General features: G+C 59.9%; 23 protein-coding genes. 16 read left to right on the top strand and 7 right to left on the bottom strand.

Features of this window, described 5'->3' with window-relative positions:
* On the top strand, positions 1-622 hold a 622-nt coding region (locus FGA82_RS08680; protein ID WP_171057257.1), incomplete at its 5' end, for a type II secretion system F family protein.
* 368 nt (positions 623-990) lie between these two features.
* Here the strand turns inward: FGA82_RS08680 and FGA82_RS08675 are convergent.
* The gene (locus FGA82_RS08675) at positions 991-2,133 is read right to left on the bottom strand and encodes a pectate lyase family protein (protein ID WP_141126758.1); all 1,143 of its coding nucleotides are present in this window, start codon (positions 2,131-2,133) and stop codon (positions 991-993) included.
* A 199-nt stretch (positions 2,134-2,332) separates the two neighbouring features.
* On the opposite strand from FGA82_RS08675, the gene FGA82_RS08670 reads away from it, so the two are divergent.
* Complete coding sequence (locus tag FGA82_RS08670; protein ID WP_038364752.1) at positions 2,333-3,088, top strand: FadR/GntR family transcriptional regulator; 756 nt, start codon at positions 2,333-2,335, stop codon at positions 3,086-3,088.
* A 4-nt stretch (positions 3,089-3,092) separates the two neighbouring features.
* Here FGA82_RS08670 and FGA82_RS08665 read toward each other — a convergent pair whose 3' ends face one another.
* From FGA82_RS08665 to FGA82_RS08655, 3 genes are all read right to left on the bottom strand, one after another.
* Entirely contained in the window at positions 3,093-3,986 is an 894-nt protein-coding gene (locus FGA82_RS08665) for an SMP-30/gluconolactonase/LRE family protein (protein WP_141126757.1), read from the bottom strand.
* The gene (locus tag FGA82_RS08660; protein WP_141126756.1) at positions 3,983-4,825 is read right to left on the bottom strand and encodes an NAD-dependent epimerase/dehydratase family protein; all 843 of its coding nucleotides are present in this window, start codon (positions 4,823-4,825) and stop codon (positions 3,983-3,985) included. The genes FGA82_RS08665 and FGA82_RS08660 overlap by 4 nt, the downstream gene beginning before the upstream one ends.
* Before the next feature lie 95 nt (positions 4,826-4,920).
* Positions 4,921-5,646, bottom strand: a complete 726-nt coding sequence (locus tag FGA82_RS08655; RefSeq protein WP_064120156.1) for an oligogalacturonate-specific porin KdgM family protein — start codon at positions 5,644-5,646, stop codon at positions 4,921-4,923.
* Positions 5,647-6,006: 360 nt separating this feature from the next.
* Between FGA82_RS08655 and FGA82_RS08650 the strand changes: the two genes are divergently transcribed.
* From FGA82_RS08650 to FGA82_RS08610, 9 genes are all read left to right on the top strand, one after another.
* Positions 6,007-7,161 carry a mandelate racemase family protein gene (locus FGA82_RS08650; protein WP_008079679.1) on the top strand — a complete coding sequence of 385 codons (1,155 nt, stop codon included), beginning with the start codon at positions 6,007-6,009 and terminating at the stop codon, positions 7,159-7,161.
* 72 nt (positions 7,162-7,233) lie between these two features.
* Complete coding sequence (locus FGA82_RS08645) at positions 7,234-8,844, top strand: ABC transporter substrate-binding protein (protein WP_141126755.1); 1,611 nt, start codon at positions 7,234-7,236, stop codon at positions 8,842-8,844.
* A gap of 60 nt (positions 8,845-8,904) precedes the next feature.
* On the top strand, positions 8,905-9,942 hold the full coding sequence (locus FGA82_RS08640) for an ABC transporter permease (protein ID WP_141126754.1): 1,038 nt from the start codon (positions 8,905-8,907) through the stop codon (positions 9,940-9,942).
* Between the two features lie 46 nt (positions 9,943-9,988).
* Positions 9,989-11,599 carry an ABC transporter substrate-binding protein gene (locus FGA82_RS08635; RefSeq protein ID WP_141126753.1) on the top strand — a complete coding sequence of 537 codons (1,611 nt, stop codon included), beginning with the start codon at positions 9,989-9,991 and terminating at the stop codon, positions 11,597-11,599.
* A gap of 62 nt (positions 11,600-11,661) precedes the next feature.
* Positions 11,662-12,579: an ABC transporter permease gene (locus FGA82_RS08630; RefSeq protein WP_038364768.1), complete on the top strand. Its 918-nt coding sequence runs from the start codon at positions 11,662-11,664 to the stop codon at positions 12,577-12,579.
* An 11-nt stretch (positions 12,580-12,590) separates the two neighbouring features.
* The gene (locus FGA82_RS08625) at positions 12,591-13,430 is read left to right on the top strand and encodes an ABC transporter ATP-binding protein (RefSeq protein ID WP_026000816.1); all 840 of its coding nucleotides are present in this window, start codon (positions 12,591-12,593) and stop codon (positions 13,428-13,430) included.
* 10 nt (positions 13,431-13,440) lie between these two features.
* Entirely contained in the window at positions 13,441-14,217 is a 777-nt protein-coding gene (locus FGA82_RS08620) for an ABC transporter ATP-binding protein (RefSeq protein ID WP_102902870.1), read from the top strand.
* A gap of 23 nt (positions 14,218-14,240) precedes the next feature.
* A complete protein-coding gene (locus FGA82_RS08615; protein ID WP_141126752.1) occupies positions 14,241-14,609 on the top strand; it encodes a 5-carboxymethyl-2-hydroxymuconate Delta-isomerase in 369 nt (122 codons plus the stop codon).
* Positions 14,610-14,622: 13 nt separating this feature from the next.
* Positions 14,623-16,440, top strand: coding sequence for a glycosyl hydrolase family 28 protein (locus FGA82_RS08610; protein ID WP_141126751.1), 1,818 nt, complete (start codon positions 14,623-14,625; stop codon positions 16,438-16,440).
* 7 nt (positions 16,441-16,447) lie between these two features.
* Here FGA82_RS08610 and FGA82_RS08605 read toward each other — a convergent pair whose 3' ends face one another.
* Both FGA82_RS08605 and rtcR read right to left on the bottom strand, forming a co-directional pair.
* Positions 16,448-16,726, bottom strand: a complete 279-nt coding sequence (locus FGA82_RS08605; protein ID WP_141126760.1) for a hypothetical protein — start codon at positions 16,724-16,726, stop codon at positions 16,448-16,450.
* 100 nt (positions 16,727-16,826) lie between these two features.
* Positions 16,827-18,431, bottom strand: coding sequence for an RNA repair transcriptional activator RtcR (gene rtcR / locus FGA82_RS08600; protein WP_141126750.1), 1,605 nt, complete (start codon positions 18,429-18,431; stop codon positions 16,827-16,829).
* A 204-nt stretch (positions 18,432-18,635) separates the two neighbouring features.
* Between rtcR and FGA82_RS08595 the strand changes: the two genes are divergently transcribed.
* The 5 genes from FGA82_RS08595 (at position 18,636) to FGA82_RS08575 (ending at position 24,065) form a co-directional block, all read left to right on the top strand.
* Positions 18,636-20,183, top strand: a complete 1,548-nt coding sequence (locus FGA82_RS08595; RefSeq protein ID WP_141126749.1) for a TROVE domain-containing protein — start codon at positions 18,636-18,638, stop codon at positions 20,181-20,183.
* A 336-nt stretch (positions 20,184-20,519) separates the two neighbouring features.
* Complete coding sequence (locus FGA82_RS08590) at positions 20,520-21,746, top strand: RtcB family protein (RefSeq protein WP_141126748.1); 1,227 nt, start codon at positions 20,520-20,522, stop codon at positions 21,744-21,746.
* A gap of 15 nt (positions 21,747-21,761) precedes the next feature.
* Complete coding sequence (locus FGA82_RS08585) at positions 21,762-22,550, top strand: nucleotidyltransferase domain-containing protein (protein WP_141126747.1); 789 nt, start codon at positions 21,762-21,764, stop codon at positions 22,548-22,550.
* 8 nt (positions 22,551-22,558) lie between these two features.
* Positions 22,559-23,584: an RNA 3'-terminal phosphate cyclase gene (gene rtcA / locus FGA82_RS08580; RefSeq protein WP_141126746.1), complete on the top strand. Its 1,026-nt coding sequence runs from the start codon at positions 22,559-22,561 to the stop codon at positions 23,582-23,584.
* Between the two features lie 151 nt (positions 23,585-23,735).
* Positions 23,736-24,065, top strand: a complete 330-nt coding sequence (locus FGA82_RS08575; RefSeq protein ID WP_016987808.1) for a hypothetical protein — start codon at positions 23,736-23,738, stop codon at positions 24,063-24,065.
* Positions 24,066-24,122: 57 nt separating this feature from the next.
* Here FGA82_RS08575 and FGA82_RS08570 read toward each other — a convergent pair whose 3' ends face one another.
* Positions 24,123-24,536, bottom strand: coding sequence for a VOC family protein (locus tag FGA82_RS08570; protein ID WP_141126745.1), 414 nt, complete (start codon positions 24,534-24,536; stop codon positions 24,123-24,125).
* Positions 24,537-24,727 lie beyond the last annotated feature (191 nt).

Genomic DNA, 24,727 nt, shown 5'->3' with positions numbered 1-24,727 from the left:
GTTTTCTCAGGCGCGGCAGGATTTGCCGGGATTAACCCTGGCGATGCTCAACGCGAGTGATTTCATCCGCAGTTGGGGCTGGCTGTGCGCTGGAATCATGGCCGCCAGTTTCTGGAGCTGGCGTCTGTATCTACGCAATCCGGCGGCACGTTTGAGTTGGCATCACCGGGTGCTCAAATTACCTTTATTCGGGCGTTTCATTCTTGGCCTGAACACCGCACGTTTCGCCTCAACGTTGGCGATTCTCGGCGGCGCCGGAGTGCCGTTGTTGCGCGCACTGGAAGCGGCGCGGCAGACCTTGTCCAACGACCGCTTGAGTTTGAGCGTCACTGAGGCCACGGCCAAGGTGCGTGAGGGTGTGAACCTGGCGGCAGCGTTGCGCGTGGAGAATGTGTTTCCACCGGTGCTGATTCACCTGATCGCCAGTGGCGAGAAAACCGGTTCACTGCCACCGATGCTCGAGCGCGCGGCGCAAACCCTGTCGCGGGATATCGAACGGCGGGCGATGGGCATGACGGCACTGCTTGAGCCGCTGATGATTGTGGTGATGGGCGGGGTGGTGCTGGTGATTGTGATGGCGGTGTTGTTGCCGATCATTGAGATCAATCAATTGGTCCAGTAGCCGGTTTTGATGGTGTCTGATCGGGCCCCTTCGCGAGCAAGCTCGCTCCCACAGTTTCTGTGTTGTGAAGTCAATTGCATTCGATCATTGAGAGCACTGAGTTGATCCAGTAGTGGTGTGTCAGATGTTTTTAGGGTGTCTGGCCTGGCCTCATCGCTGGCAAGCCAGCTCCCACAGGGGACGGTGTTGTTGATGCGATCTGTGTCACAACAGAAAACTTGTGGGAGCTGGCTTGCCAGCGATGAGGCCAGTCAGAGCAATAAATAATCCAGATTTTTCTCAGAACTTCACCCCCGCACGGTCTTCAAGCAGACATGAAAAAGCCCTCGTCACCGAGGGCTTTTCATTATCACGGTTACATCGATCAATCAGATCTTGCCAGCGCCAGCCTTGGCTTTAACATCAGCAGCGACTTTGTCCGCGTTCAGCGGTGTGTAGCTGTAAGGCGGGGTCCAGCCGATGCTCGAACTCCACGAACAGCTCAGTGCGCTGCCATTGAGTGTCGAACCTTGGTCGCGGTAAACGCTGCCACCGTAGTCGCCGGCGATTTTGTCGCAGCCGCTGATGCCGGAGATTTCGAAGGCGTTTTTCTCGGAGAAAATCTTCGAGTTTTTACCCACACCGTGCGCGTAGCTGAACGGGTAGACCTTATGGCTGGTGCTGCCTACGTGATAGTTGTTATACAGATGCACCTGGCCGAAACGCACGCGTGGCGCGCGGGCGGAGATGTTTTCGAACAGGGTGTTGTGGATCGTGACCTTGAGCTTGCCATCATCGGTGGTGCGGCTGTCGCTGGAACCGATCAGGTTGTTCTTCTCGTGTGATTTAAACGCCGAGTAGGAAATGGTCACGTAGTTGGCACCGTTTTTCACGTCCAGTGCGCCGTCGTGGTGTTGCTTTGGACGACCGTTGGCGGTTCCGTTCTGATCATCGGTGCGGCGGCCATCGGTGAAGGTGACATGGTCGACCCACACATTGTTGGCGCCTTCGATGGTCAGCCCGTCGTACTCGGAGTTCCAGTTGCCGGCGCTGCCGTCATTGGCGTCCCAGATCGGCTCGGGATCCCACGGGTTTTCGATGGTGATGTTGCGGATGATCACATCGTTTTCCTTGGCATAGAAGAAACCCTCGCGGATCTCCGCCGTGCTACTCGTACCGACGATGGTCGTCTTGCCCGGGATATCCAGACGGCCGCGCTTTTTCATATCGGCGGTCGTCGTATAAGCTTTGCCTTCGCTGACGTCGATGAGCCCGGTAATCTTGATGATGCGACCGTTGGTGCCGACTGAAGCGCTGAGTGCAGCTTTCAGTTCGGCGGCGTTCTTCACGGTGTAGATGTTGTTGGCTGCCGCTTTGGAGCCACCCTTGGTGCCACCGTTTTGCGTGGCCCAGCCAGTCGTTGCAACATCCAGCCAGATATCGGCCGCTTGTGCAGGCAGGCTGGAAAACAGCAGGCTGCCGACGATGGCGCTGGCCAGTTTGCAGGCCGTGAAGGTTGATGGTTTTGTCATGAGTAATCAGATCCTTGATTAACTTGAGTGTTTTACACGCGAAGTCTCGACGTGTTTCTCGAGCGGACGTCCATATCGCCATTGCAGCGAATCGAACGTCCGCTACATGAGAAATCCTATCATGTGAACTGGTGCGTTGTCGTACAACTGAATGGGCTATGATGCGTAATTATTCGAAAATTCGAGATTTTTGTTGCTGATGGACAGATCCAACGCCACACCCAATGTTCGTCGCCGGCATCGCAGCCTGGCGGAGGACCTGGTCACCGAGCTGTCCCGACGCATTTGCAGCGGCGAACTCGCGCGCGCGACGAAGCTGCCGACTGAATCTCAGGTCATGGCCGAGCACGGCGTCAGTCGCACCGTGGTGCGCGAGGCGATATCGCGTCTGCAGGCAGCAGGCCTGGTGGAAACCCGTCACGGTATCGGCACCTTTGTTCAGGACATTCCCAGCCCGAGCGGTTTTCGCATTGATCCGGACAGCATCGTCACGCTTCAGGATGTCCTGGCGGTGCTTGAATTGCGCATCACCCTTGAGGTCGAGGCCGCTGGCCTGGCGTGTGCGCGGCGTACCGATGAGCAGCTGCAATTGATGCGTGACTCGCTGGACGCGATCAATTCCCGCGCCGTCAGCGTCGACTACGCCGTGTCGGCGGATTTCCAGTTCCACCAGCAAATTGCGCTGGCCACCGGCAACCGCTATTTCACCGACATCATGCTGCACCTGGGCGCGAACATTCTGCCGCGCACACGTCTGCATTCCAAACGCCTGGAGAATGACCGCAAGGAGCCGTATCTGGAGCGCCTCAGTCGCGAGCACGAAGACATTTACATTGCGATTGTCCGCCGTGATTCCGATGCCGCACGCGCAGCCATGCGTTTGCATCTGTCCAACAGCCGCGAGCGTCTGCGCCGCGCCTACGAAGCTGCAGACGCGGCGGCGTTGAACGTCTGAAGCCTCAGGCGCGGGCCTTGGGTTCAGGCAGGCCTTGAACGCCCGGGTTGAGCGCAAAGACTCCGCCCGCCAGCGGCTGATCGGTGAGATCGATGCCTTGCGGGCGAATCGAGGTGACAAACAGAGTGTCGAGCCGAGGGCCGCCAAAGGCGCACATCGTCGGTTTCTTCACCGGCACCGGCAGCGCGCGATCCAGTTTCCCCTGCGGGGTAAAGCGCAGCACCAGCCCGGCATCAATTGCGCAGATCCAGTAACAGCCGTGTGAATCGACGGCAGCTCCGTCCGGTCGGCCGGGGTGGTCGTTCATGTCGACGAACAAGCGGCGGTTGTGCGGCGTGCCGCTGTCGATGTCGTAATCGAAGGCCCAGATCAGTTGTTGGCTCGGGTGCGAGTCGGACAGGTACATGGTGCGGCCGTCGGGGCTGAATGCCAAGCCGTTGGGCACCACGAGTTCCTCCAGTTGCGGCGCCAGCACCGATACATCGTTGGGGTTTTGCGCGTCGTAGCGATACAGCGCGCCGACCGCCTCGGCGCCCATGGCGGTTGGCATCGAGCTGGCCCAAAAGCGTCCCTGACGATCGCAACGACCATCATTGAAGCGCATGCGCGGGCGGGCGTGCTCGACGCCGATGAGCTTTTCCGCAGCCAGACGTCCGTCAGCCTGCGGGCGCAGTTTGAACAGGCCACTTTCCTGCGCGCCCAGCCAATGTCCCGCTTCGCTGCGGGCGATACAGGCGAGCATTTCATCCGCCTGCCAGCAGTCGGTCTGGCCGTCGAGCTGCCAGCGATGCAAGCGACCGGCCGGAATATCCACCCAATACAAGGCATTTTCGTCGGCTTGCCAGACCGGGCTTTCACCGGTGGCGTTGCGCGCATCGACAATCAGTTCGGCACTCATGAGCGCGTCTGCGCCGGCGTTTCAAACGGACCTGCTGCGGTAAAGGCACCGCCCTGATACAAGCGGTCCGGGTGGTCGGCGGCGAGTGCCGGTTGTTGTTCGACCTGTGCGCGAAAGGCTTCGGAACTGTCCTGCGGCGCAAAGCCCAGGTGCGCGGCGTGCCGGTTGTTCCACCACTGATCACGGTTGGCGGACACCCCGTACACCACGCTGTGCCCGACATCGCTGGCCAGCAGAGCGCGGGCGATCAGGTGCTCGAGATCGGTATAGCTCAACCAGGTCGCCAGCATGCGCAGGTTGCGCGGTTCGGGGAATGAGGAACCGATGCGCAGGCTCACTGTTTCGATGCCATAGCGGTGGAAATAGAACGTTGCCAGGTCCTCGCCGTAAGCCTTCGACAAGCCGTAATAACCGTCCGGACGACGCGGCGAATGGGCGTCGATCTGCTCATCCTGCGAGTAGAAACCGGTGACGTGGTTGGAGCTGGCGAACACGATGCGTTTGACCCCGTGCAGGCGCGCGGCCTCATAAACATGAAAGGTGCCGCGAATATTCGCCTCGAGGATTTCTTCGAAGGATCGCTCCACCGAGATCCCGCCCAAATGCACGATGGCATCGACGCCCTCGACCAGCGCGGCGACAGCGGCCTTGTCACTCAGATTGCAGTTGATCACTTCGTCATGCGCGCCGCGGCTCGGCGTCATCGCACTGATGTCCGAGGCGCGGACGATGTTGGCGTGAACCTGCAGGGTTTCGCGCAGAATCTGGCCGAGCCCACCGGCGGCGCCGGTCAGCAGAATACGGTTGAAGGGTTTGGCTTGCGTAGCGTGTGTGGTCATGGTCGGGTCTTCCATTACGCGGTGGTGAAAGGGGGAGCGGCGGGGTGTCTGCCCGACAAGCGATGCGCGCTCGCCAGGCAAAACCAGTGCGCGGCTTACATGAAGTTGTACTGCACGCCCAGACGCCAGCGAGCCTGGCGGTCGGGTGAGGTGGAGTCGACTTTGATGTCGCCGATTTCCATGAAGGGCGCCCATTGTTTGGTGAGCTTGTATTTGACGATCAGGTTCTGTTCGTAGTCGCTCTTCTTGTTGTCGTAGCGGATGTAGTCGGTCTTGAAATAGATGAACTGATATTCGTAAGCCCACTTGTTGGCTGGCGTATAGCCGAGCCAGCCTTCGAAGCGGTGGGTGGTCTGGTCATCCTTGTAGTGATCGGGCATGTCTTTGTTGACCTGGTCGCGATCGAGTTTGCGCAGGTCCAGGCGATAGCGCGTCGCTACGTAGAAGGCGTCGTCGATTTTGTAGTTGTACTTGAGGCCGAACTTGTAGGCGGTCGCATCCTTGGAGCTGTCCATCTGAAACGCCGGGGTCAGCGTCGACTGCGCGCTGAGCTTGTAGTTGTAGCTCACCGTGAACTCATGGCCGTTGTTGACCATGTTGTCGTAGGCGACATCTTTGCGGTCACCGGCCGTGCGGTATTTCATCTCCGCCTCAAACCCCAGTCCACTGTCCAGGCGGTAGTTGAGCTTGATTCGGTCGGCGTGGGCGCTGTCCTCCTCGGTGTACTGGTGGCGGTAGTTGAGGCTGGCAGAGTCAGCGTGGGCAGAGAAGGGCAGGCCGAGGGCCGCGACAGTGACGAGCGTGCGTAGGGTGGTGTTCATACGGTCTTCTTTTTTGTTTTTGTTAGGGTCGTTTGACGAGTACTACAGGCACCGCGATGTTGCGTATGGCTCTCATTTGAGGCGCAGATATAAGTTATCGTACGACAAGATGACTCGTCTACGTGATTTTGCTCGTTTGGAAACATGTTGATACATATATGCCATGTGAATAGGGGTCTAAAGCAAATCCTGTTATTCAACAGTCATCCTTAAAACTGGCGCTTTGATGAGTGTTTAGCCGAAAAGGCTTGGAAGCGATGAAGGGTTATTGGGTCTTTTCAAGTGTTGTACGATGACCTATGATCGATCGCAACCGACGACACTCCTGTCACAAATCCAATAAGAAGGCTCAAGACGTCCATGAGAATCACAGCAGTCAACGTCCAGGTTTTTTCCTATCCCACCCGCCGCGCAGTCGACAGCGCCGGTCATGCTCATCCCGGCGATGTCAGTCAGGCGCAAATGGCGTTGCTGCGCATCCAGACCGAAGACGGCAAGGAGGGTTACGCCCTCGGTGCGCCGGAGCTGATTCGTCCTTATGTGCTGGATGGTTTTGTGCGCAAGGTGCTGGTCGGGCAGAACGCCTTTGATCGCGAAAAGATCTGGCATGACCTGGCGCACTGGCAGCGTGGCAGCGCCAGCCAGTTGACTGATCGCGCGCTGGCCTTGGTCGAGCAGGCCTTGTGGGACTGGGCGGGGCGCAAGCTGGGCGTGCCGGTGCACAAGTTGATCGGCGGTTTTCGCGACAAAGTGCCGGCGTACGGCTCAACCATGTGCGGCGATGAATTGCCTGAGGGCCTGGCGACGCCGGAAGACTATGGACGCTTTGCCGAAACGCTGGTCAAGCGCGGCTACAAGGCGATCAAGTTGCACACCTGGATGCCGCCGGTCTCGTTCGCACCGAGCCCGCGCATTGACGTCAAAGCTTGTGCGGCAGTGCGCGAAGCGGTCGGCCCGGACATCGCCTTGATGCTCGACGGTTATCACTGGTACAGCCGCACCGAAGCGCTGTACATCGGACGCGAACTGGAAAAACTCGACTTCGCCTGGTTCGAAGAGCCGATGATGGAAGAATCCGCCGAATCCTATGCCTGGCTGGCGGGGCAACTGGACATTCCGGTGCTTGGACCGGAAACCCTGTCCGGCAAACACCTGAGCCGGGCCAGTTGGGTCAAGCACGACGTCTGCGACATTCTGCGTGCCGGTGTCGCCGGGGTCGGCGGGATCGGGCCTTGCCTGAAAGTCGCGCACATGGCCGAGTCGTTTGGCATGGACTGCGAAATCCATGGCAACGGCGCAGCCAACCTGACGGTGGTCGGCGCGATCAAGAACTGCACCTGGTACGAGCGCGGCTTGCTGCACCCGTATCTGGATTACGACGAGGTGCCGGCGTACCTCAAGCGCCTGGTCGATCCGATGGACAGCGACGGTTTTGTGCATTTGTCCGACCTGCCGGGTCTGGGCGAAGACATCGACTTCAACTTCATCGAGATGAACACGCTTAAAAGCTTCTGACGTGTACGCGGGCTGCCCGGTACATGCCGGGCTGTCCGAGAGCCCTATAAATATAAGAAAGGCACTCTCGCTATGAACATTCTTCCTTCGCTGTGGGCGCGGGTTCTGGCGGCTACCCTGACGGTAACCGCGCTACCTGTCGTCCATGCCAAAACCCCGGCCGATCAATTGATCGTCGGCATGAGCATGATCAATCTGCTGTCCCTCGACCCGGCGGCGGCCACCGGCCTGGACGTGTCGGAGATCAATGCCAATCTCTATGACATGTTGCTGGTGCAAGATGTCGCTGCGCCGGATCGGCTGTTGCCGGCACTCGCCGAGCGCTGGCAAGTCAGCGACGACCGCAAGACCCTGACCTTCAATCTGCGACAGGGCGTGCAATTTCAATCGGGCAACCCGTTGAGCGCTGAAGACGTCGCCTGGTCGTTGCAGCGCGTGCTCAAACTCAACCTCGCGCTGGCGTCGACCTGGAAGGCTTACGGTTTTACTGCCGACAACGTCGAGCGTTCGATGCGCGCGACCGATGCCAATACCTTCGTCATTGAACTGCCGCGACCCACCGATCCACAGTTGGTGCTCAACACGCTGGCGACGTCGCCAAGCGCCTTCATTCTTGATCGCAAAAAAGTCCTCGAACACCAGAAGAACAATGACCTCGGCGCCGCCTGGCTGGTGACGCACGCCGCTGGCAGTGGTGCCTTCGTGCTCAATGACTGGCGGGCCAACGACGTGATCCTGATGAGCCGTTTCGACGGTTACTGGGGCGGCCCGGCCAAGCTCAAACGCATCGTCATGCGCAACATGACCGAGTCGCAGTCGTTGCGGCTGATGATTGAGCGCGGTGACCTCGACATCGCCAAAGGCATGTCGGCGCCGGACATTCAGGCCTTGCAGAACAGCGACAAGGTCCGCACGCAAACCTTGCAACGCGGCACGTTGTATTACGTCGCACTGAGTGTGAAGCAGCCGATGTTCGCCGACGCGCGCGTGCGCAAGGCCGTGCGCTCGTTGATCGACTATCAGGGCATCAACCAGACCGTCATGCCGCACTACGGCGTGATCAATCAGCGGCCGATGCCGTTGGGACTGGCCGCGCGCTTGCCGGATCCCGGTTATCGACTGAATGTCGATGAGGCCAAAAAACTCCTCGCCGAAGCCGGTTACCCCAACGGGTTCAAGACCAGCATCCGCGTGCTGGCCGAACCGCCCTTCATCAACATTGCCTCCAACCTGCAATCGACGCTGGCGCAGGCCGGGATCGAAGCCAGCATCATCACCGGCACCGGTAACCAGATCTACGGCGCGATGCGTGAGCGCAGTTTCGACATCATCGTCGGCCGTGGCGGTGGCGGCGCCGAACGTCATCCTCATTCGAGCCTGCGCACGCTGGTGTACAACCCGGATAACCGTGACGAAGCCAAGCTGAGCAACTTCCAGGGCTGGCGCACTTCGTTTTACAGTCCCGAGTTGAATCAGTTGATCGAGAGTGCCGAAGTCGAGCCCGATGCGCAGAAACAGCAGGCGCAGTATCAGGACATCCAGCAGCAACTCGATCAGCAAGTGGGCGCGATTCTGCCGGTCTCGCAGATGACCGACACGGTGCTGGTCTACGCCGATGTTGCCGATTTTCAAGGGCACACGGCCGCGACTACGCGCTACAAAGACGTCTACAAAAAACGCTGAAATGCACGGATGAACTTCGCGTGCCGGGTGCACCGGTGACCGTTTTATCAGGAGCTGACTATGTTTGTTATGACTGCCTCTGCCATGGGAGCCCGCGCCTCCAATACTGCGCGGCGTGCCGGCACGGTACTGGTGACGTTGCTGGGCCTGCTGGCGCTGACGTTTATCATCGGTCGGGTGATGCCGCTCGATCCGGTGCTGGCGGTGGTCGGGCCGGACGCCGACAGTTCGACCTACGATCAGGTGTACCGGGCGATGGGGCTCGACAAGCCGATCTGGACCCAGTTCGGCCTGTACCTCAACGACTTGCTGCACGGCAATTTCGGCAACGCGCTGTTGACCGGGCACCCGGTGCTCGATGACATCCGCCGGGTGTTCCCGGCCACTATCGAGCTGGCGACCCTGGCCATCCTCTTCGGTGTGCTGATCGGTTTGCCACTGGGCGTCTGTGCGGCGAGCAATCAGGGGCGACTGGGTGATCATGTCGCGCGAGTGATTACCCTGTTCGGCTATTCCACACCGATTTTCTGGCTGGGCATGATGGGTTTACTGGTGTTTTACGCCTGGCTCGGCTGGGCCGGGGGCGCCGGTCGCATCGACCTGGCGTACGACGGCATGGTGCCCGAAGTCACCGGGCTGTTGCTGATCGATTCGAGCCTGGCGGGTGATTGGGAAGCCTTCGCCAGCGCCTTGCGCCACATCGTCTTGCCGGCGCTGATCCTCGGGCTGAACTCGGTGGCGTACATCAGTCGGATGACGCGCAGCTTCATGCTCGAGCAACTGTCTCAGGAATACATCATCACCGCTCGGGTCAAGGGCTTGTCGCGCCGCCAGGTGGTCTGGGGTCACGCCTTTCGCAACATCCTCGTGCAACTGCTGACAGTAGTGGCGCTGGCTTACGGCTCGCTGCTCGAAGGCGCGGTGCTGATCGAAACGGTCTTTGCCTGGCCGGGTTTCGGCCAGTACCTGACCAGCAGCCTGATGCTCGGCGACATGAATGCGGTGATGGGCTGTGTGCTGGTGATCGGTTTGATTTTTGTCGCGCTCAACCTGATCAGCGATGCCTTGTACAAGGTCTTCGACCCGCGCACCCGTTAACACGCTTGGCAGCAGCAATAAAAATTATAAAAAGAAGGATTTTTCAATGACGACTGCATTTACCAAACTGCACGCTGGCCTGTTAGCAGCGGTCCTGGCGCTGGTGCCGATGACACAGGCCAACGCCAAGACGCCGGCCGATCAACTGATCGTCGGCATGAGCATGGTCAACCTGTTTTCCATCGATCCGGCCAACGCGCCAGGCCTCGACGCTTCCGGCGTCAATGCCAATCTTTATGACACTCTGGTCAAGCGAGATCAGGGCAATCCGGAACAGCATCTGCCGCAACTGGCCGAGCGCTGGACGATCAGCGACGACGGCAAGCAGATAACCTTTCATTTGCGTCAGGACGTGAAGTTTCACTCCGGCAATCCGCTGACCGCTGAAGACGTGGCCTGGTCGCTATACCGGGTTATGAAGCTCAACTTCGGTCTGGCCACGACCTGGAAAGCCTACGGTTATAACGTCGACAACATCCAGTCACTGATCCGCGCCAGCGATACCCACACGCTGGTCGTCGACTTGCCGCAAACCATGGACCCACTGTTATTGATCGACTCGCTGGCGATCTCGCCGAGCGCGGTGGTAATCGATCGCAAAACAGCGTTGGCGCATGAGAAAAACGCTGACCTCGGTGCTAACTGGCTGGTGACCAACGAGGCCGGCAGCGGCCCCTTTGTGCTGAGCAAATGGACGGCGAACGACTCGCTGTTGCTGACCCGCTTCGACGGTTATTGGGGCGGTGCTGCCAAGCTCAAGCGCGTGGTGGTGCGGCACATGACCGAATCACAGTCGCTGCGCCTGATGCTGGAACGCGGAGACCTCGATCTGGCGTATGGCATGGCCGCACCGGACATCCGCGCCATTGACGGTTCTGAAAAAATCCACGTGCAGTCACTGCCGCGCGGCACTATGTACTACGTCGCGCTGAGCATGAAACAGCCCGAATTTGCCAATCCCAAAGTGCGCGAAGCGGTGCGCAACCTGATCGACTACAAGGGCCTGGACGAACAGGTGATGCCGTATTACGGCCAGCTGAATCAGCAGCCGATGCAACTCAGTCTGGCGGCGCGCCTGCCGGATCCGGGTTATCACATGGACGTCGCCAAGGCGAAAAAACTCCTCGCCGAAGCCGGTTATCCGGACGGCTTCACCACGACCATTCGCACATTGTCAGAGCCGCCCTTCATCGACATCGCCGCGCGTCTGCAGGCGACGCTGGCCGAGGGCGGGATCAAGGCCAGCATTGTCAACGGCACTGGCAACCAGGTGTATGGCGCGATGCGCGCGCGCAACTTCGACATCATCGTTGCGCGCGGGGCCGAGCGCTATCCGCACCCGTATTTCAGCCTGCGCACGTTTGCCTACAACCCCAACAACAGCGATGACGCCGGTCTGCCGAATTTTCAGGGCTGGCGCGCGTCGTTTTTCAGCCCGCAGCTCAATAGCTTGATTGATCAGGCCGGGGTCGAACGCGATGCCGGCCAGCGCCTGAACCTGTACCACCAGGCACAGAAAATCTACGACGAGCAGGTCGGCCCGATCATGATGATTTCGCAGATGACCGACACCGTGGTCAGCGCCGCCGACGTCAAGGGTTTTGCCGGTGATGATGCCGAGGCGACGCGTTATCTGGGTGTCTACAAACAACGCTGAACGCTGCCCGGTGCGTCGGCGTACGCGCCGGGTGATCCTCAATTCAATCCGAGAACATGCCCATGATTGCCAACATGTCTTCTACTGATTCGAGCGCCAAGCGGCGGTTGGATCGTACCCCCGGATCCAGCTTCGACGCCTTCTGCAAAAGTGCCCTGAAAGTCTTGCGGCACTTGTTGCGCAACCCGATGACTTTGGCCGGATTGCTGGTCGCTCTGGTGCTGGTGGTGGTGGCGCTGTTTGCGCCGTGGATCGCCACCCATGACCCGGTGGCGCAAAACCTCGCCAATGCCCTGCAGGCGCCGGGCGCCGCGCACTGGTTCGGCACCGATGAATACGGCCGGGATATCTTCAGTCGGCTGGTCTACGGCTCGCGCATCACGCTGTACATCATCACCCTGGTGACCGTGATCGTCGGCCCGATCGGGCTGTTTATCGGCACCGTCTCCGGCTACTACGGCGGTGTTGTCGACACGGTGTTCATGCGCCTGACCGACATCTTCATTTCCTTCCCCAGTCTGGTGCTGGCGCTGGCGTTCATCGCTGCGCTCGGTCCGGGCCTGGAACACGCGGTGGTAGCGATTGCGCTGACGTCGTGGCCGCCGATTGCGCGATTGGCGCGGGCCGAAACCCTGTCGTTGCGCAAGGCTGATTTCGTCGTGGCGGTCGAGCTGCAAGGGGCTTCGTCCACGCGAATCATCCTGCGGCACATTGTGCCGATGTGCATGTCGTCGGTGATCATCCGCCTGACCATGAACATGGCCGGGATCATCCTCACCGCAGCGGCACTGGGCTTTCTCGGTCTCGGTGCGCAGGCGCCGTCGCCGGAGTGGGGCGCGATGATTTCCACCGGGCGCCGCTACATGCTCGAGTGCTGGTGGCTGGTGGCTGTTCCGGGGGCTGCAATCATGTTGGTCAGCCTGGCTTTCAACCTGTTGGGCGACGGCCTGCGGGACATTCTTGATCCGCGCAGCGAGTAATCGGAGGCTGTATGTCTGCAATCAAATTGAACGTCGAAGGGCTCAATGTGCGCTTCGTCAATGCTCAGAAAGAAACCCATGCAGTGCGCGACGTGTCCTTCACCCTCGGGCGGGAAAAACTCGCCATCGTCGGTGAGTCGGGCTCGGGCAAATCGACGGTGGGTCGCAGCCTGCTGAAGCTGCACCCAGCCAGTGCGCGGATCACCGCCAAGGCCATGCAGTTCGGTGAAGTCGATCTGCTGTCAGCCGGCGAAAAGGTCATGCAGAAGATTCGTGGTCAGCGCATTTCGATGATCATGCAGGACCCGAAATACTCGCTGAACCCGGTGGTCAAGGTTGGCGATCAGATTGCCGAGGCGTATCTGGCGCACCACAAGGCCAGCCGCAGCGAGGCCCGCGAGCGGGTGCTGGAAATGCTCGAAAAGGTCCATATCCGTGATCCGCAACGGGTCTACAACCTGTACCCGCATGAGGTTTCCGGTGGTATGGGCCAGCGCATCATGATCGCGATGATGGTCATCACTCGTCCACAGGTGATCATCGCCGATGAGCCGACCTCGGCCCTCGATGTTTCGGTTCGCCAGCAAGTGCTCAACGTGCTGGAAGAGCTGGTCGAACAGCAGGAAATGGGCCTGATTTTTGTCAGCCACGACCTCAATCTTGTGCGCAATTACTGCGACCGCGTGTTGGTGATGTACGCCGGCAGGGTGGTCGAATCGCTCGCCGCCGGTGACCTGCAACATGCACAACATCCCTATACCCGAGGCCTGATGGCGGCGTTGCCGAGCATGGACAACCGTCGCGAACGGTTGCCGGTGTTGCAACGCGATCCACTGTGGCTGACTTGCTGAGGAATCGACCATGTCCATGATCCAAGCACACGCGCTGAACCTGAGTTTCGGCGCCGGCCCGGCCCTCAATCAGGTGCTGCACGACGTCAGCCTCAGTGTCGCCGACGGCGAATCCTTCGGCCTGGTGGGGGAGTCCGGCTCCGGCAAAACCACGGTATTGCGCTGCCTGGCCGGGCAGTACCGGCACTGGACGGGCGAGTTGAGCATTGCCGGCGCGCCGCTGCAGCACAAGATTCCCAAGGAGCATTTCCGTCAAGTGCAGATGGTGTTTCAGGACCCTTACGGCTCGCTGCATCCGCGCCACACCGTCGACACCGCCCTGCGTGAGCCGCTGATTATTCACGGCGTGCGCGACAAGGACGACCGGATCAACGAGATCCTGCTCAAGGTCGGCTTGAACGACAGTTACCGTTTTCGCTATCCGCATCAGTTGTCCGGTGGCCAGCGCCAGCGCGTGGCGATTGCCCGTGCGCTGATTCTCGAGCCACGCGTGTTGCTGCTCGATGAGCCGACCTCGGCGCTGGATGTCTCGGTGCAGGCGGAGATTCTTAATCTGCTGGCGGATTTGCGCCGTCGCGAGAAACTCACCTACCTGATGGTCACTCACGATCTCGGTGTGGTCACGCACCTGTGTGATCGGGTGGCGGTGATGCAGCAGGGCAAGATCGTCGAGCTGCTCGACAGTCAGGCGCTCAGCCAGGATCTGGCAAGCCACGCCTACACGCGGATGCTGGTGCAGGCCAGTCGTGATTTCAGCCAGGAGTCGGTGCGCCAGCTCGCTGGTTGAACCGATCCATCAAGGAGCGCGACATGCCGCATTGTCTTATCGATTGCCCGCAAACCCTGGCCCAGCGTGTCGGCGAGCAAACCCTGCTCGCTGCCGTGCATGACGCCCTCGATGCCTTCGGCCTGTTCAAGGCCGGGGACATCAAGGTGCGCCTCAATACGTTCACGCATTACCGCTGCGGCGCGGGCGCGGACGATTTTGTCCACGTCGTCCTGTCGGTGTTGTCCAGGCGCAGTGCTGAACAGCGCCGGCGTCTGGCCTCGGCGACCGTGGCGGCGCTGGTCGCTTTGCTGCCGGACGTCGAGTCGCTGTCGATGGAGGTTGTGGAAATGCCCCGCGAGACGTTCGTCAACCGCAGCCAATACCTGCAAGAAGCCGGATTGTCGGCCTGAACAAGGAGTGCTCATGCCTTATCGAAATGTTGTTCCGACGCGGCGCAAACAGCCTTTGGCCTTGTCACTGGCGGCCGCGTTGACGCTGGTTTGCAGTGTGTCGTCGTGGGCGCTGGAGGCGCCGGTAAAACTGCAGGTGCCGACCCTGGCCTACGATGATCAGCAGATCATCCTGGTCTGGGAAAAGCCCGCCGATCACGCCGATATCAGCGACTACCGGGTCTACGCCAACGGTGTGTTGCTGGGCGGCAGCAACGCCAACAATGACCGCGTCTCGCCGGCCAAACCTTACATCGACCGCTTCTACGAACAGGATGTTGCCGGTTTTCATCATCGCATCGGCATTCACAGTTACACCGCGCAAGGCTTGAAACCGGATACGGCCTATCGGTTCACCGTGCGTTCGGTGGGCACCGATGGCACAGAGTCGGCCGACAGCCCGCCCGTTGTGCAACGGACGAGCAAGGTCGCGGCCGTCTTCGATGTGAGGAAATATGGCGCCAAGGGTGACGGCAAAAGCCTTGATACTTTGGCGATCCAGAACGCCATCGACGCCTGCACCCCAGGCTGCAAAGTATGGTTGCCCAAGGGCACTTACAAAAGCGGGGCGCTTTACCTGAAGAGCAACATCACCGTGGAAATCGCCGAGGGTGCAACGCTGTTGGGTTCCGAGCGTGCCGAAGACTATCCGCTGGCCGGCTACATCCAGTATCCGTATTCGAGCACCGTGCGCCCGGCGTCGCTGATCAATGCCTTGCCGCGCGATCCGCGGCAGCACCAGTCGTTCGAAAACATCCGCATCGTCGGCAAAGGCACGATTGACGGCAACGGCTGGAAGCGCCGTGCCGACGTCGTCGACGAACGCGGTCAGCCATTGCCGTTCTACCTGCCCAGTGACAACACCCGCTACCAGCAGGACGGCATTCTGGCCAAGGCGCAAGTCGAGCAAGCGGTCGCACGCGGCATGAACGTCAAGGACGCCTACGGGCAGATGCGCTCGTCGCTGATCACCCTGCGCAACGTGAAAAACGTGTTCTACGGCGGTTTCACCGTGGTGAACCCGGCCTTCCACGGGATCATGAACCTGGAAACCGAAAACGTGGTGCTGGCCAATACCACGCATAAAACCTACGACGCCAATAACGGCGACGGCATCGAATTCGCCAACAGCAAGGGCGCGATGGTCTTCAACAACTTCTTTGATACTGGCGATGACTGCGTCAACTTTGCAGCGGGCACCGGGGCGGATGCCGTGCAGCAAAAGCCGCAGGAAGATGCCTGGATCTTCAATAACTACTTCCGCAAGGGTCACGGCATGGTGGTTGCCGGCAGCCATACCGGCGCGTGGATTCAAAACATCCTCGCCGAAGACAACGTTTCCGATGGTACCGATGCCGGCCTGCGCATGAAGAGCACCAACTTCATGGGCGGCGGCGCGCGTAACGTGATCTTCCGCGACTCGGCGATCCGCAATACGCTCAAGCAGGCGTTCATTTTTACCCTCGACTACAACGATCCGAACGCCAAGCTGGATTACCAGCGCTCAACCATTCCCGGGCAATTTCGCGATATCCGCGTCGCCGACGTGAGCGTCGAAAATGCTCAAGGCAAGGCAATCGAGGTCAAGGGCGATAGCCAGCATAATGCCTGGCATCAGGGGTTGGTGTTCGAGCGCGTGCGCTTCAGTGGCCCGGCCAAAGCGCAGATCGACGGGTTGAAGGATTCGCTGTTCGACCATGTGTCGTTCAGCGGGCACGGCGCTGCCAACCCGTGGCAAATCACCGGGAGTGTCGGGCTGACGTTCAAGGATGTGCAGCCGCCACCTTTGTAGAGCCTGATCAAGGTTTCGGCGATTTACCGAGGTCTTCCGAGTCGCTTGAAGTGGCTGCATCTTTTGCCGTTTCATGCGACTCGGCGCCGGAGTTTGAACCCGAAGCCTCTTCACCTTTCTTGTCGGCCTTGTCTGCGTTGGATTGAGCTTTACCGGCCTGATTCACGCCGGGAAGCGCGGTCGGTGGCGCGGCAGACTCGTCAGCTGCCTTCGTGGCTGCCGAGGCGAAAAGCGGGCAGGCCGCGAGCAGGCCAGCCAGGGTGATCGCTGCAATTCTGCTGTTCATGATGATCGTCTTCCGGTCGAAGCGGATGGTGATCATTGGAAGCGCCCGGCAGGCGAAGGTGCCCGCTGCTGGACGAGCGGTTAGTCGCCCGCCGTCCGCATCACGTGAGGTCGACGATCTGGCTCCACTCAAGCCCGAACCGGCCGAGGTATTTCCTCAGTCGATCGGCGTCGTTGGGTTGAGCCTTGGCCTGGCGCGAAATTCCGAACAGTCGGCGGCCGGCATCGGACAGGCTGTCCGCCTGCCGGCACACCTCGATCACTGCCTTCAATTGCAAGCGGTCAAACAGATCCATGGTTTCGGCGTCTCCCGGCAACTCTCCTGAAATCGCCTGCGGTTGCGCAAAGCCCCACGCGTAGCGCAGCCGATCAACTTCCTCCTGCACCTGTGCCTCGTCGATACGTCCGCTGTCGGCCAGGGTCGCCATGCGCGTGATCGAGGCGGACAGTTCACGGAAGTTGCCCAGCCACGCCGCCTCGCGAGAGCTGGCAAACGCCAGATAACTGCGCCGGGCTTCGAGGTTGAAGCGCACCAGTTGCCCGTGTTCGCGGGCATGGCGTTCCAGCTCGAAATCAATGTTCGGTTCGATGTCCTCGCGGCGGCCGGCGAGGCCGGGCAGGTCGAACGTCCACAGGTTGATGCGCGCGTACAAATCTTCGCGAAACAAACCATCAGCGACTCGGCTGCGCAGGTCGCGGTGGGTGCCGGCGATGATCAGGAAATCGCTTTCGACCTCCTTGTCCGAGCCCAGCGGAAAGAAGCGTTTTTCTTCAATCGCCTTGAGCAGCATCGCCTGTTCGTCTGCGCCCAGCTCGCCGATCTCATCGAGAAACAGCATGCCGCCATCGGCAGCGCGCAACAGGCCGTCGCGAGCATTCTGTGCGCCGGTGAAGGCGCCTTTGACATGGCCGAACAACGCCGACATCGCGCCATCGCCACGCAGGGTTGCGCAGTTCACTTCGACAAAACGCCCCTGCATCTGATGGCGACTGCGTTTGAGTTCGTAGATGCGTCGGGCGAGGAACGATTTGCCGGCGCCGGTCGGGCCGATCAGCAACATCGGCGCCTTCGAGCGCACGGCGACGCGCTCGATCTGTTCGATTGAGCGGTTGAAGGCGGCGTTGCGAGTAGCGATGCCGGACTTCAAGAACTCCAGACCTTCGAGGCGTTTGTTGGCGAAGCGCGAAGCGATGCGATCGTAGCGCGACAGGTCGAGATCGATCAGGGCATGCGTGCCGATGGCGTGATCGCTTTCGCTGTTGCGCTTGGCCGGGGAGGTCTGGATCAGCCGCGCGGGCAAGTAGCGCGCCTCGGTCAGCAGGAACCAGCAAATCTGCGCGACGTGGGTGCCGGTGGTGATGTGGACGAGGTAATCCTCGCGCTCGGTGTCGAAATCGTAGGCGGTGGTGAAGTCGTGCAGTGCGCCGTAGACCTCTTCGAAATCCCATGGGTTGCGCAATGACATCGGGTGCAGGCGCACTTCGGTCTCTGGCGAAACCTGCTGGATGTCGACGCGCACCCGCTCTGCGAGGCTGACGTCGCGGGCGTCGATACCGTGAATCAGCTCGAGCCGGTTGATCAGCACGTCCTGCTGTTGGCAAAGGCCAACACTGGGGCGCCAATGGCTCCAGCGATTGGCGCCTTTGCCGACGCGATCGAGGGTGGCGCCGATAAAACCGATGGCGACGGTTTGCTTGTTTGGCATGTTTATCTCAAAAGATAAAAAACGATATCCAATGATAAATATTCGGCGATGGGTTTGTCGTCAGTTCATTCGATGAAACACAACATAAAAAATAAAAACGTTGTAAATCAATAAGATAAAAATATTTTTCGTTGGAAATTAAAAGCTGGCACAGCCGCTGCAATGTCTATCGCAACGAACAGGACAACACAGCGAGACGCCGAGATGGCCAACTCAAATCTCTTCAACACGCAATCGAATCACTTGCCCGCCTGCGACACCTTGAATGCTTCCGGTGCCAGCGCTTATGCCTACAGCCCGAAGCACCAACTGGCGCAACTGGCAGTGACCGGTTGCCTGAATCAGACCTTTTACGCCTCCGCAGAAAGTCAGCTGGATCAAGTGCTGAAGCTGGTAGCCGAACTCGACAGTCGCTTCGTGGCGAAAGCCGCGATCTACGCTCGCAAGAAAGGTCACATGAAAGACATGCCGGCATTGTTGCTGGCGGCATTGACCGCGCAGCGTTCAAGTCTGGTGCCAGAGCTTTTCGAGCAAGTCATCGACAGCGGCAAGATGCTGCGCAACTTTGTACAGATCCTCCGTAGTGGTGCCACTGGGCGTAAATCCCTTGGCTCGCAACCCAAGCGTCTGGTGCAGAACTGGCTGAACAGCGCGACCGAGCGGCAATTGCTGCAAGCGTCGATCGGCAATCAACCGTCGTTGGCGGACGTGGTGAAGATGGTTCACCCCAAACCTGTCGAAGCGTGGCGCGAAGCGTTTTTCGCCTGGTTGATCGGTAAACCGGTGGAGGCAAAGGCCTTGCCGGAGCTGACTCGCGATTTGCTGGCGTTTCGCAGCGGCGCGAGTGATGAAGTGCCGGCGGTGCCGTTTCAGTTGCTCGGCAACGAAACATTGAGCAAGGAACAATGGGCCAATCAAGCCCGCAACATGGGCTGGCAGGGACTGCGCATCAACCTCAACACCCTGGCGCGGCACGGCGCGTTTGAAGTGCCGGGTTGCATCGACTATGTCGCGGCGCGGTTGGCCGATCCACAGGAAGTGGCGAAGGCGCGGGTGTATCCGTACCAGTTGTTGTCGGCTTATCGGATGATGGGCGAAAACACCCCGGCGGTGATCCGCGAAGCCTTGCAGGAGGCGCTGGAGTTGTCGCTGGTCAACGTGCCCACGCTTGAGGGCGCGGTGGTGGTTTGCCCGGATGTGTCGGGTTCGATGGGCAGCCCGGTGACTGGTTATCGCCCTGGTGCGACCTCGCAGGTGCGCTGCATCGACGTGGCGGCGCTGGTCGCCGCAGCGGTCTTGCGCAAACAGCCGGCTGCCCGGGTCATGCCGTTCGAGATCAACGTGGTGGATATCCAGCTCAACCCGCGTGACAGTGTGATCAGCAACGCCGAGAAGCTCGCCGGCATTTTTGGCGGCGGCACCAACTGCTCGGCACCGCTGAAGAGGTTGGCGGACAGCAAGGCCAGGGTCGATACGTTGATCATGGTCTCGGACAACGAATCGTGGATCGATGCGCAGCGTCGCGGCGCCAGCGAGACGATGCGCCAATGGGAGCGGATCAAGACGCTCAACCCACAGGCCCGGCTGGTGTGCATCGACATCCAGCCAGGCCATGCAACACAGGCGGCGGATCGTGATGACATCTTGAATGTCGGCGGTTTCAGCGATGCGGTGTTCGATGTGATCGAGCAGTTCACCAGCGGCCAATACAGTGCGCAGCACTGGGTCGAGGCGATCGAAAGCGCGTCATGAATTGATTGATCACCGGCGCTGAATGCCGATGGGACTACATCCAAGACGTCTCATCAAGCCCTTGTCAGCGCCAGTGACGGCACGAATGCCTGATGGCTGTACATCCAAGGCCGGTTAAGTCCGGAGCGCGGCAACGCGCACCAGTCATCAACTTTTGTCGTGCCACCTTTTTTGCAGTTATTGGCAGCGAATGCGACAGGTACTACATCGGAACGCGGGTTCGACTCCCGCCCCGGCAACGGGGGCTCAACTGGCAGAGCCACAGTGCCTGTGTTTTTGTCGCTGCGACTTACAGAACAACGCCGAATCATCGGCCAATGAATAAAGAATGAAGACATGAAAGAACACACTTACCAACTGCTCGAAGTCGCCAACGGCAAACCGATCAAACTCTGGACCGAAGGCGTCCCGGTGGAAAACGAGGCCCGCGAGCAGTTGATGAACACCGCGAAAATGCCGTTCATCTTCAAACATCTGGCGGTCATGCCGGACGTACACCTGGGCAAGGGCTCGACCATCGGCAGCGTGATCCCGACCGTCGGCGCGATCATTCCGGCAGCGGTCGGCGTCGACATCGGCTGCGGCATGATCGCCGCGCGTACGTCGCTGACCGCCGCTGATTTGCCGGACAACTTGCTCGGACTGCGCAGCGCCATCGAGCAAGCCGTGCCGCATGGCCGCAGTTCAAACCGCTCGCGACGCGACAAGGGCGCCTGGGATGAAATCCCGCAGCAAGCCGATCAGGCCTGGGCGGGACTGCAACCACGGTTCAAATTGATTACCGACAAGTACCCGAGACTGGCCAACACCAACAACCGTGGGCACCTCGGTACGCTCGGTAGCGGCAACCACTTCATCGAAGTGTGCCTGGATGAAGCCAACCGGGTCTGGTTCATGTTGCACAGTGGCTCGCGCGGTGTCGGCAACGCCATCGGCAACCTGTTCATCCAGATGGCTCAGGCGGATATGCGTCAGCACATCGCCAACTTGCCGGACCGTGACCTGGCCTACTTCGAAGAGGGCAGCCAGCACTTTGATGATTATGTGGAAGCGGTGGGTTGGGCGCAGGACTTCGCCAGGCAAAACCGTGAGCTGATGATGCGCGCAGTGATTCAGGCGACACGGCAGATTATTCGCAAGCCGTTTGAAGTGGCGCTGGAAGCGGTCAACTGCCACCACAACTACGTGCAGAAAGAGCGGCATTTTGGTGAAGAGGTGCTGGTCACCCGCAAAGGCGCGGTGTCGGCGAAGAAGGGCGAGTTGGGGATTATTCCAGGCTCGATGGGCGCCAAGAGTTTCATCGTTCGCGGTCTGGGCAACGAAGAGTCGTTCAGCTCCTGCAGCCACGGCGCCGGCCGCACCATGAGCCGCACCAAGGCCAAGAACACCTTCACCGTTGAAGATCAGATTCGCGCCACTGCCCATGTGGAGTGCCGCAAGGACGAAGCGGTGATCGACGAAATTCCGATGGCCTACAAGGACATCGACAAAGTCATGCACGCCCAGCGTGAGCTGGTGGAAGTGCTGCACACCTTGCGTCAGGTGGTGTGCGTCAAAGGATAAAAGGAAAAGCAAGTCATGGAACTGCAAGAGCGTCATCCGCTGTGCGACACGATGCGTGCGCGGGTAATGGAAGAGCTGGCGCGCCTGGAGCGTGAACGCAATGTCACCGTTTTGTATGCCTGTGAGTCCGGCAGCCGGGCCTGGGGTTTTGCCTCGACCGACAGCGATTACGACGTGCGGTTTGTCTATGTGGAAAAGCCCGATTGGTTCGTCCAGGTCGATGCGCCGCGTGATGTGATCGAACGTCCGCTGGACGATGAGCTCGACGTCAGTGGCTGGGAACTGCGCAAGACCCTCGGGTTGTTGCGCAAATCCAATCCGACGTTGCTCGAGTGGCTAGACTCGCCGCTGGTTTATCGCAGTGAAACCGCGCAGGTGGCACAACTGCGCGAACTCGCCGAAGCGTTCTACAGCCCGCCCGCCGCGCGCAATCACTACCTGTCGATGGCGAAGAAGAACTTTCGCGGTTACCTGCAAGGTGAAACCGTCCGTTTCAAGAAGTACTTCTACGTGCTGCGGCCGCTGCTGGCGGTGCGCTGGATCGACCAGGGCCGAGGCCGACCGCCGATGACGTTCGCCGATCTGCTGACCACGGTCGACGATCGCGCGCTGCTCGCGGAAGTCGACGAATTGCTGGCCCTTAAACGCAATGCCGACGAGAGCGCCTACGGGCCGCGTCGTCCGGCGTTGCACGGGTTCATCGCCGCCGAGCTTGAGCGCGAAGTGCCCACATTACTCAGAACTCAGGAAGACTCGCGACGCCTGGATCGGTACCTCAGGGATACCGTCGGGCGATACGCGTAAGGAATGCAATGAAACAGGAAGTGATAGAACTGGACGGTGCCATCGGTGGCGGCCAGGTGTTGCGCAGTGCCTTGAGCCTGTCGATGGTGACAGGCCGGGCGTTTCGCATTAAACAGATCCGCGCCAAACGCAGCCGTCCGGGACTGCTGAGGCAACATTTGACGGCCGTCATGGCGGCGGCCGAGGTCTGCGGCGCGACAGTTTCAGGTGCGCAATTGGGCTCGCAAGCGTTGAGTTTTGAACCCGGCGCGATTCGCGCTGGCGATTACCAGTTCGCCATCGGCACGGCCGGCAGTTGCACGCTGGTGTTGCAGACCTTGTTGCCAGCGCTGTTGCGGGCACCAGAGGCGAGTCGGGTGCGCATTTCCGGTGGCACGCATAATCCGCTGGCGCCGCCGACCGATTTCCTCACGCGCAGTTGGCTGCCGTTGCTCCGGCGTATGGGCGCCAACGTCGAGCTGGACTTGTTGCGACATGGATTTGTCCCGGCAGGCGGTGGCGAGATCGAAGTGAACGTGCAGCCGTCGAACCTGACTCGGCTGGATCTGTGTGAACGCGGCGAGGCCATCTCGCAACAGGCATCGGCGCTCACCGCCGGGCTGGCGCCGACGGTGGCCGAGCGAGAGCTGAGCCAGGTTGCCAAGCGCTTGAGTCTGCCGCCTGCGGCGCTGCAACATGTCACGCTCGATCCGGCGCGGGGGCCGGGCAACGTGTTGTTGCTGGAGTATGCATTCGAGCACGTCACCGAGGTGTTCAGTGCGTTTGGCCAAGTTTCGCTGCGGGCTGAAAAGGTCGCCGACGCCGCGATCAATCAGGCCGCCGACTGGTTGCGCAGTGGTGCTGCGGTGGCCGAGCACCTTGCCGATCAGTTGCTGTTGCCAATGGCGCTTGCCGGTGGCGGCTCCTTCACTACGCCGCGCATGACCGAGCATCTGCACAGCAATATCGCGGTGATCGAGTTGTTTTTGCCGGTTCGCATCGATTGTCGGGAGGAGGGCGCTGATCGATTGCGCATTGAGGTCAGCGCCAATTGATACTCAGCCTAGGGGTGGTGGGATTTCATCAGGAAATCCCACCACCCTTTTTTACGTCCGCAAAAAACTCGCGAAAGGCGGCAAATTGCTGGCCCCCGGATTTTTGCTTCCCCGGCAAAATCGCCTTTTTTCAAAAGGTTAGGTTGGCTCTATGCGGACGATTGTCATCACCGTTGCAACGCTTTCCCTGGCTGTTTTCGCGGTGGGAGTGCAGGCGAAAGAACTGAGCAAAAGCCATCGCTTTGCCTGCACCTGGGGCTCGGACATCGCTGCCGGTGCCCAGCAATCGAAGTTGTCGGGCGTCTCGCTGTACGGCGCACGCAAACAATTGCAGGTGCGCCGCTTCCAGCAACCGTGGATGCGCATGACCGCGATGGGGATTACCGAGCAAACCTACAACAGCACATCGAAGCTCAAGCCGGCGGCGGTCAAACAGACGTATTACGAACAATGCGTACGCCACGAATTGGCCCAGCGGTAACGCAGAAAGCCCAATCTTTTCAGGTTGGGCTTTTTCATGCCTGAGGAAATGTCAGGGTCACTTTTCGCTCTCGCAATTGACCATCCACGACACGCCAAAACGATCCACCAGCATGCCGAAGCGCACCGCCCAGAAGGTCGCCTCCAGCGGCATATCGACGCGACCGTCCTTGGCCAGCGCGTTGAACACTCGCTCGGCCTCGGCAATGCTGTCGACGTTCAACGAAATCGAGCAGCCGCTCATGCCTTGAGTCGGGCGGTCGGGCGTGGTGTCCGAGGCCATGATCATCTGATCACCCACTTTCAGGCAGGTGTGGATGATCAGATGGTGGTGTTCTTTGGGCACGTGCTCGGCGGCGGGCGTTTCGCCGAACGTCATCATGGCCTCGAGTGTTCCCGACAAGGCTTGTTCGTAGAAGGTGAAGGCTTCGCGGCAGTCACCATTGAAGATCAGGTACGGGTTGATTTTCATCTCTCTGCTCCCGGCAGTCAGGCGCGGAGCGTGGCGGGTGTTCGCCGGGTTCCGCGTTGGGCGGTTAAAACATAGCAGAGCGTTGGACGCCGCAAAGGCCCGAGTCTTCCAGATGTTTTTGTTCTGAAAAACGCGTCGACAATAACGCGCTCGTCGTTTGAAATTCAGTTGTAGCGCTGGAGTACCATAAC

The sequence above is a fragment of the Pseudomonas fluorescens genome (assembly GCF_005938625.1).
In the GTDB taxonomy this organism is placed as follows: Bacteria; Pseudomonadota; Gammaproteobacteria; order Pseudomonadales; family Pseudomonadaceae; genus Aquipseudomonas; species Aquipseudomonas fluorescens_BD.
Note: the sequence above shows the minus strand (reverse complement) of the source record. Positions and strands in the feature narration are given on the sequence as shown.